The organism is Thermaurantimonas sp. (assembly GCF_046299575.1).
Classification (GTDB): domain Bacteria; phylum Bacteroidota; class Bacteroidia; order Flavobacteriales; family Schleiferiaceae; genus Thermaurantimonas.
The window spans coordinates 1-6,108 of sequence record NZ_JBKBHX010000013.1 but is presented as its reverse complement, the minus strand read 5'-3'; the positions used below and the strand labels follow the sequence as shown (position 1 = coordinate 6,108).

Here is a 6,108-nt window from a genome sequence, read left to right as displayed (position 1 = left end):
CTATTAATTTTAAATGAGTAATAATGGTCGTCTTACCACTTCCCGGTGCACCGGTGATCACCACTCGTATTGGCTCTTTCTGCATTTCGATACGCTGATGTCCATAAATAAAGAAAGGGCAAGCTGACCATATCACACCGCTACGACTCGCTACCCTTGCTTCATTCCTGACCTGGGGGATTCACGAGGAGCTGGTTGTATGGGACTTGCCCTCTGCAAAGGTAGTTTTTAGTCCCGTTTAATAAAAACTTAATATATCGCTTAATCCTTATGCCAATGAAACAGAGGAAATTGCCTCATGAATTTTTTGACCTCTTTGTGAATCTTGGCTAAAGTGCTTTCTGAAGAATGATTTTTCAAAGCCTCATCAATCCAGACCGCTATCTTCTGGCAGTCTCTCTCGTCCAGACCTCTGGTCGTAATGGCCGGAGTACCAATGCGAATACCGGAGGTGACAAAGGGCGATTTGTCGTCAAATGGCACCATATTTTTATTTACCGTAATGCCCGCCTGCCCTAGCGCAGCTTCGGCTGCTTTGCCGCTGAGGTTTTTATTTCTGAGGTCGATTAGCATCAAGTGATTGTCAGTACCTCCGGATATGATGTTGTAATCCATATCTTTTAGCATACTAGCCATAGCGCGGGCATTCTTCTGCACTTGCAGGATGTACTTCATAAACTGATCTGTAAGCGCCTCTCCAAATGCCACGGCCTTGGCTGCTATGACATGCTCAAGAGGCCCGCCTTGCACTCCGGGAAAAACCGCTGCATCTATGAGCGACGACATCATGCGCGTTTCGCCTTTTGGAGTTTTAAGACCAAAAGGATTTTCAAAATCTTTGCCCATCAAAATGAGTCCGCCTCGAGGGCCGCGTAAGGTCTTGTGGGTAGTCGTAGTCACAAAATGACAATGAGGAAGCGGATCATTGAGCACACCTTTGGCAATCAAACCTGAGGGATGCGAGATATCGGCCAATAAAAAAGCTCCGACTTCATCTGCGATAGATCTAAATGTCTTGTAATCAATATCCCGACTGTAAGCAGACGCACCGCAGATAAGGAGTTTGGGTTTCTCATGCAAAACGCGCTCTCTGACTTTTTCGTAGTCGATCTGTCCGGTTTCTCTCTCCACTCCGTAGAAGGCAGCTTGGTAAAGCTTTCCGCTGAAGCTCACCGGGCTGCCATGCGTCAGGTGTCCGCCGTGAGAAAGGTCAAATCCCATGATTTTGTCACCGGGTTTCAGAATAGCCAGATATACAGCCGCATTTGCCTGAGAGCCACTGTGTGGCTGTACACATGCATATTCTGCCCCGAAGAGCAATTTGGCCCGATTGATTGCTTCAGTTTCAACTTCATCTACAACCTCGCAACCGCCGTAGTATCGTCTTCCGGGAAATCCCTCTGCATATTTATTGGTAAGCACACTTCCCATAGCCTTCATGACCTGGTCACTGGCAAAATTTTCTGAAGCAATGAGTTCAACACCGTCGGTTTGACGTTTTTTTTCTTTCTTTATAAGGTCAAAAACATAGTCATCTTTCCACATAAAAGTGATGTAGGTTTGCATATTAAATTCTGGTCAAATATCCATACCAAATGAATACACTTCAATTAAAAAATCTGAAATGCTGGTTAGAAATTCCTGAAAAGAGTGACTTTCCGGTTTACAATCTTCCGTATGGTATAGGTTATTTTGAAGACGGAAGCCACTCAGCAGTTAGTCGCATAGGAGATTACATTATTAATCTTTCACTCCTGTTTCAGAGTGGACTTCTTCGGGCCGATGGTCTTGTTCTCAAACATTTTGCCTCGGAATTTTTAAATGACTTTATAGATCTTCCTCGTGAAGTACACCAATCTGTTAGAAGGCGGCTTATTGAATTGCTTACAGATAAGCATGCCGGACTTTATGACCTAGATAAAGAGATTAAGGACAATATCATCGTATCTCATCATCGCGTACAACTACACCTACCAATAAAACCGGGTGATTACACAGACTTCTACTCTTCCAAAGAGCATGCTGCCAATGTTGGAACCATGTTTCGCGGGCCGGAAAATGCATTGATGCCCAACTGGCTGCACATGCCGATTGCTTATCACGGTCGTGCATCGAGTATTGTTGTATCAGACACCCATCTGCATCGTCCATGGGGCCAAATCCTGCCCCCTGGAGCTGACAATCCGATATTTTCACCCAGCAAGCAGCTTGATTTCGAACTTGAAATGGCTTTTGTAACGCGCCGTGGTAAACCACTCGGCCAGCCCATAAAGGTTGATGAAGCAGAAGAATATATTTTTGGAATGGTCATTTTCAATGATTGGAGTGCCCGAGATATACAGAAGTGGGAATATCAACCCTTGGGTCCGTTTTTAGGCAAAAATTTTGGTTCAACGATATCACCATGGATTGTTACTCTTGATGCACTTGAGCCCTTTCGCTGTGAAGGCCCTCAACCGGAAAAGGAACTTCTCCCCTATCTCAAATCTTCGGGAGAGAAAACCTTCGACATCCAGCTCGAAGTGGATATTATCCCCTCCGATTGTCAACCTACAACGGTGTGCCGCAGCAATTTTAAATATCTGTACTGGAACATGAGCCAGCAACTTGCACATCATACTGTAAACGGCTGCAATATTCAGGCCGGAGATATCATGGCTTCAGGCACCATTAGCGGAACTGCAGCGGACAGTTTTGGCTCCATGCTCGAACTCTCCTGGAAAGGAACCAAACCCATAAAACTATCAGACGGTACAGAGCGGATTTTTTTACTCGATGGAGACACCGTGATAATGCGTGCATTTTGTCAGAAAAATGATCTGTACTTGGGTTTTGGCCAGTGTAAATCTACTATTCTGCCCGCAATCAACTACTAATTTCATTATTTTAAATAGAATATGAACTTTCATCAAACTGAATCACCCATCCTGGAGCACAATCGAATCTGCCACATCATCGACCGTATGGCATGGCAGATATATGAACACCATTATATCATCACAGACCTGTACATGGTAGGGATTACACCAAGAGGAAGTATATTATGTCAGTTGCTTGCGAACCGTCTGAAAGAAATTTCCGCTATAAAAATTCATATTTTTTCCTTGACCCTTGACAAAGAGCTGCCACATACATTACCGGCAAAAATTACCCCTGACCTACCCGGTCTCGATGGCAGGAATATTCTCATAGTAGATGATGTGCTCAACACTGGAAGTACTCTCTTGTATGCCCTGAAACCGTTTTTGCGCTATCGTCCCGCTTCATTGACTACTGCTGTACTTGTGGACCGAAATCATAAACGATTCCCCGTATACTGCGATGTAGTGGGTATTCAGTTATCCACCTCTCTCCAAGAGCATGTTTTTGTAGATTTGTCATCTGATCGATATAAAGTTTATTTAAGATGAAAGTAATGAAACAAAAAGCGATATTTCTGCTGATGGGTATTGCGATTTTAGCTCAACTAAATTCGTGTAAAAGAGCAAACAAAAGTTCTGAAGCCACCGTATCTGTGGAAGTCAAGGCTGAGTCTCCTCTATTTGAAGGAGTCAACACGGCAATCGGAATTTGGGATGTGAACCTGAAAAAACTCTTTCCGGATATAGATTTTTCAAAAGAAAAAATTTCATCAGCGCGGTTCGAGGAGGTAACATTGGTAATAGATCCAAATACGAAAGTGCAAAACGCAAAAATTGAGATTTCAGGCAGAAATGTTGACATGCAGAAGATTGCCTTTGCTAACAACATAGCCGCCGAAGAATCTGAAGTTCAACTGATAGTAGCTGATGAACAGAAGAAAATTGAACGGTTTCTTCAGCTTGATAGGATAAATATAGTAATGGATGCGGATTTGGCAGAAGATTTGGATGGTGATTTTTCTGCACTAGTCAAGTTTAAACTGCGTGTTAACTATTAAATTGAATTGAGTATGAAAAAAATCGTTCATTTATTTTTTGCAATTTTTTGGATCACCTCTCAGGGATTTTCTCAAAATTCAGATGAAGCTGACCGCTTAATTGGTGTTTGGGAACCTTCACATGGAAAAGCCCGCGTAAAAATTGAAAAAATTGGCGAGAAATACTATGGTAAAATTGTTTGGCTTCGCGAACCCATTGATCCTGTAACCAATCAGCCCAAAGTAGATAAAAACAACCCTGATGAGTCAATGCGCCAAGTGCCCCTAAGAGGCTACAGAATTCTTAAAGATTTTAGCTACAGCGGAAAAGACGAATGGACAGACGGAACCATCTATGACCCGGAAAATGGAAATACCTACAGCTGTGTCATTAAGATGAGAGATGAAAATACCCTAGACATCCGAGGTTTTATTGGGGTAAAAGCTTTGGGGCGTACCGACGTCTGGACACGCGTGGCCGTAAAGAAAAAAGAATAAAATATGCTTTGGCGATTAACACATTTTACCCTCTTCCTGCTCCTGGCTGTACTGCCTATCCATTCGCAAGTAATCACTGAATCCGAAGAGGACGATGAAGACGACTACGACTATGGCGATGTAGAATACCTTGGAAAACCAACCAAAACCTACGCCAATTCACGAATTTTTGGTCTCTCACCTCAGCGCTTTTTCTCACTGGGATGGGACGTACAGTTGCCTTACGAAATGCGTTTTACGGAGATCGGTACCTTTCCGCTGGACAGTGCCAATCTGAACTTTGATGCTGAAAAAGGACTTGCAAACTACACTGGAGGTCTTCGATTGCAATTTATGACTCCTGTGATATCCAATAATCGCTTTCTCTGGCAAACGCAGGTGAACCTATGGGATGTGCAATACACGGCCCGCAAGCGCAGTCATGAATTCTGGCGTGACTCACTCATGCATATGACTGATACACTTGATCGATATGGCCTTCGAACAGTCGGATGGATCAATACCTTCTACATACCCTTCGATGAAAAGAACTTTATCATAGCTCAGATTCAGCTCGATGTAAGCGGAAACTACAGTTGGGCCAACATCACAGACGGTAAACTTTTGTATTCTGGTGCCGTGTTGTATGGTCAGCGACCCAACGATCGCAAACAATGGGCCGTAGGTATTTCACGCACATATCGCGCTGGTGGCATGAACTATGTGCCTGTCTTGCTGTACAATTGGACTTCACTTTCCAGAAAATGGGGAGCCGAGATATTGCTACCTGCCAGGGGTCATGGTCGCTACACATTCAGCCCGCGTTCTTTGTTGCTCTTTGGATATGAACTGGAGGGCTCCAGCTATCGCATCAGCCAATTCAGCAACGATGAATTTGATTTTTTGATCCGTAGGGGAGAACTTCGCCTAAGACTGGACTACCAGCGACAGATCAAAAATTTTTGGTGGCTGGGATTACAAGCAGGCTACCGGATTATGTATGCATTTGATGGAGACCGACTCGAAAAAGGCCGGCCTGATTTTTATAACTTGATTCGCACTCAACCATATGCCATGAGAAATCAAACTGACGGAGCATTTTATTTCAATGTTTCTATTAATTATGTAAGTCCCTGACATTTTTGAAATATAGTTAATAAAAACCGACTTTAGGGTCGGTTTTTATTATTTAATCTTGTATATAGAAAAGGATTTTGCCGGCACGACTACTTCCAAATCATTAGTCGCATTCGGCTCTATTTCTACTTTATCGCCAAAGAGGTGCCGCATGGATGACAGTGAGATAAATTCAGAAGGATTAAATCGAATACTTTGTGATTTCACATTGGATATGATCAGATACTGCCCTCCCTCTTTATCAGTCTTTGTGTAGAAATACAACCCTTCTCTTGGTACAAAATGTGTGAATCTGCCGGTAGAAAGAGCCGGATGGGCTTTTCTCATATGATTTAAGCTACTGATAAATCGGAAAATTTCATTCTCTTCATTCGTTCGCCCTTCCGAAAAAAATTTGTTGACCTTATCATCAGGCCAACCTCCGGGGAAGTCTTGACGAATGAGACCGTGCCCATCGGTATGAGCCATTAAAATTTCAGTACCGTAATACAAGCAAGGGATTCCTCTGAGCGTGAGCAGCCAACCAAGCGCAATTTTCAGCTTTTGCAAGTCCCTCCCCAAAACTCCGTAAATGCGTGCTACATCATGATTGTCTA

General features: G+C 43.3%; 7 protein-coding genes and 1 other RNA gene. 5 read left to right on the top strand and 3 right to left on the bottom strand.

All coding sequences use genetic code 11. The features are described 5' to 3' along the window. Positions 1 to 113: 113 nt before the first annotated feature. Together ffs and glyA are read right to left on the bottom strand one after the other, a co-directional pair. An RNA gene (gene ffs / locus ACK4EX_RS11660) (signal recognition particle sRNA small type) lies at positions 114 to 212 on the bottom strand. Positions 213 to 261: 49 nt separating this feature from the next. Further along, entirely contained in the window at positions 262 to 1,545 is a 1,284-nt protein-coding gene (gene glyA, locus ACK4EX_RS11655) for a serine hydroxymethyltransferase (RefSeq protein WP_409773028.1), read from the bottom strand. Positions 1,546 to 1,595: 50 nt separating this feature from the next. Here glyA and fahA point away from each other — a divergent pair, with 50 nt between their 5' ends. The 5 genes from fahA to ACK4EX_RS11630 are packed head-to-tail and all read left to right on the top strand — an operon-like array spanning position 1,596 to position 5,512. Next, on the top strand, positions 1,596 to 2,876 hold the full coding sequence (gene fahA / locus ACK4EX_RS11650) for a fumarylacetoacetase (RefSeq protein ID WP_409773025.1): 1,281 nt from the start codon (positions 1,596 to 1,598) through the stop codon (positions 2,874 to 2,876). Positions 2,877 to 2,897: 21 nt separating this feature from the next. Further along, positions 2,898 to 3,410: a phosphoribosyltransferase family protein gene (locus tag ACK4EX_RS11645; protein WP_409773024.1), complete on the top strand. Its 513-nt coding sequence runs from the start codon at positions 2,898 to 2,900 to the stop codon at positions 3,408 to 3,410. Then, positions 3,407 to 3,919, top strand: coding sequence for a hypothetical protein (locus ACK4EX_RS11640; RefSeq protein ID WP_409773022.1), 513 nt, complete (start codon positions 3,407 to 3,409; stop codon positions 3,917 to 3,919). Before ACK4EX_RS11645 ends, ACK4EX_RS11640 begins: the two co-directional genes overlap by 4 nt. Positions 3,920 to 3,931: 12 nt before the next feature. Further along, complete coding sequence (locus tag ACK4EX_RS11635) at positions 3,932 to 4,396, top strand: DUF2147 domain-containing protein (RefSeq protein ID WP_409773019.1); 465 nt, start codon at positions 3,932 to 3,934, stop codon at positions 4,394 to 4,396. 3 nt (positions 4,397 to 4,399) lie between these two features. Further along, positions 4,400 to 5,512 (top strand): DUF6268 family outer membrane beta-barrel protein, encoded by a 1,113-nt coding sequence (locus tag ACK4EX_RS11630; protein ID WP_409773016.1) that lies wholly within the window; start codon positions 4,400 to 4,402, stop codon positions 5,510 to 5,512. Positions 5,513 to 5,560: 48 nt separating this feature from the next. Here ACK4EX_RS11630 and ACK4EX_RS11625 read toward each other — a convergent pair. Further along, the coding region (locus ACK4EX_RS11625) for an alpha-amylase family glycosyl hydrolase (RefSeq protein WP_409773015.1) at positions 5,561 to 6,108 on the bottom strand (548 nt) is incomplete at its 5' end.

Coding starts and splice junctions, on each gene's coding strand:
- ACK4EX_RS11640 (WP_409773022.1), top strand. CDS start 3,407: ATGAAAGTAATGAAACAAAAAGCGATATTTCTGCTGATGGGTATTGCG.
- ACK4EX_RS11635 (WP_409773019.1), top strand. CDS start 3,932: ATGAAAAAAATCGTTCATTTATTTTTTGCAATTTTTTGGATCACCTCT.
- glyA (WP_409773028.1), bottom strand. CDS start 1,545: ATGTGGAAAGATGACTATGTTTTTGACCTTATAAAGAAAGAAAAAAAA.
- ACK4EX_RS11645 (WP_409773024.1), top strand. CDS start 2,898: ATGAACTTTCATCAAACTGAATCACCCATCCTGGAGCACAATCGAATC.
- ACK4EX_RS11630 (WP_409773016.1), top strand. CDS start 4,400: ATGCTTTGGCGATTAACACATTTTACCCTCTTCCTGCTCCTGGCTGTA.
- fahA (WP_409773025.1), top strand. CDS start 1,596: ATGAATACACTTCAATTAAAAAATCTGAAATGCTGGTTAGAAATTCCT.